This window comes from Clostridium sp. 1001270J_160509_D11, from assembly GCF_015667935.1.
GTDB lineage: Bacteria > Bacillota > Clostridia > Peptostreptococcales > Peptostreptococcaceae > Intestinibacter.
Window position 1 is genome coordinate 1 of the sequence record NZ_JADPET010000269.1, and the last position, 1,109, is coordinate 1,109.

Annotated in this window: 2 protein-coding genes; both read left to right on the forward strand. The window is 30.3% G+C overall.

Features of this window, described 5'->3' with window-relative positions; genetic code table 11:
• Positions 1–186, forward strand: a 186-nt coding sequence (locus tag I4U58_RS13840; protein ID WP_082421743.1) for a formate--tetrahydrofolate ligase, incomplete at its 5' end; no start/stop codon positions are given.
• A gap of 137 nt (positions 187–323) precedes the next feature.
• Positions 324–956: a cyclodeaminase/cyclohydrolase family protein gene (locus I4U58_RS13845; protein ID WP_195931914.1), complete on the forward strand. Its 633-nt coding sequence runs from the start codon at positions 324–326 to the stop codon at positions 954–956.
• Positions 957–1,109 lie beyond the last annotated feature (153 nt).

Consider the following 1,109-nt stretch of genomic DNA (forward strand, 5'->3'; position numbering starts at 1 on the left):
GACCAAACTAAATTAGGTAGACCAACTGGATTTAGAATAACAGTTAGACAAGTTACAATATCTGCAGGTGCAGGATTTGTAGTTGCATTAACTGGTGAAATAATGAAGATGCCAGGTCTTCCAAAAGTTCCAGCAGCAGAAAAAATCGATGTTGATGAAAACGGAGTAATATCTGGATTATTCTAGGTAGTAATTTAATATATATATCAGTGTGTAAATGTATTATAATATTTATACATAGTGACAAAAGGATTTAATCAAGAGAATAGTGTGCTAATGCACACTATTCTCGGTAAAACCTAAAATTAGAAGGAGATATATAAATGGAAAAAATAGCTGAAAAAAGTTGTATAGGTTTTGTAGATGTGCTAGCATCTAAAGCCCCAGTTCCAGGCGGTGGTGGAGCTGCTGCATTAGTTGGAGCTATAGGTATGGCTTTAGGTAGCATGGTTTGCAATTTAACAACAGGAAAGAAAAAATATGCACAATATGAAGAAGATATACAAGCTATATTAGGAAAAGCTAAAATATTACAAGATCAATTATTAGATATGATTGATAAAGATGCTGAAGGATTTTTCCCACTTTCTCAAGCTTACGGTTTACCAGCTAATACTGATGAAGAAAAAGCTGCTAAAGAAGTAGAATTAGAAAGATGCTTAAAACTTGCATGCGAGGTTCCTTTCAAAATAGTTGAGCTTTGCAATGAAAGTATAAAATTACATGAAGAATTAGTAGATAAAGGTTCAAGACTTGCTATAAGTGATGTAGGTTGTGGTGTTCAAGCTCTAAGAGGAGCTATATTATCTGCTCAACTTAATGTAATAATAAATGTAGGTTTAATGAAAGATAAAGAATACGCTAAAGATTTAGATGAAAAATGTGAAGCATTAGTTAAAGAAGGCGTAGAAATATGCGACGCAGTATATGATAAAGTAATTGCTGCAATGAGATAAGAAATCAAATATTGATACTCAATTTAAAATAACTTTATAAAAATTAAAAGTTAAGAAAAGAAATATAGAACAAATAAAAAGATAAAAATAAGTTATAAAACCCAAAAATAATGTAAATTAAATAAAAATAAAAAATTGCTATAATTAGATCGG

Bases quoted from the DNA above. Each gene is read 5' to 3' on its own strand.
- I4U58_RS13845 (WP_195931914.1), top strand. From the start codon at position 324: ATGGAAAAAATAGCTGAAAAAAGTTGTATAGGTTTTGTAGATGTGCTA.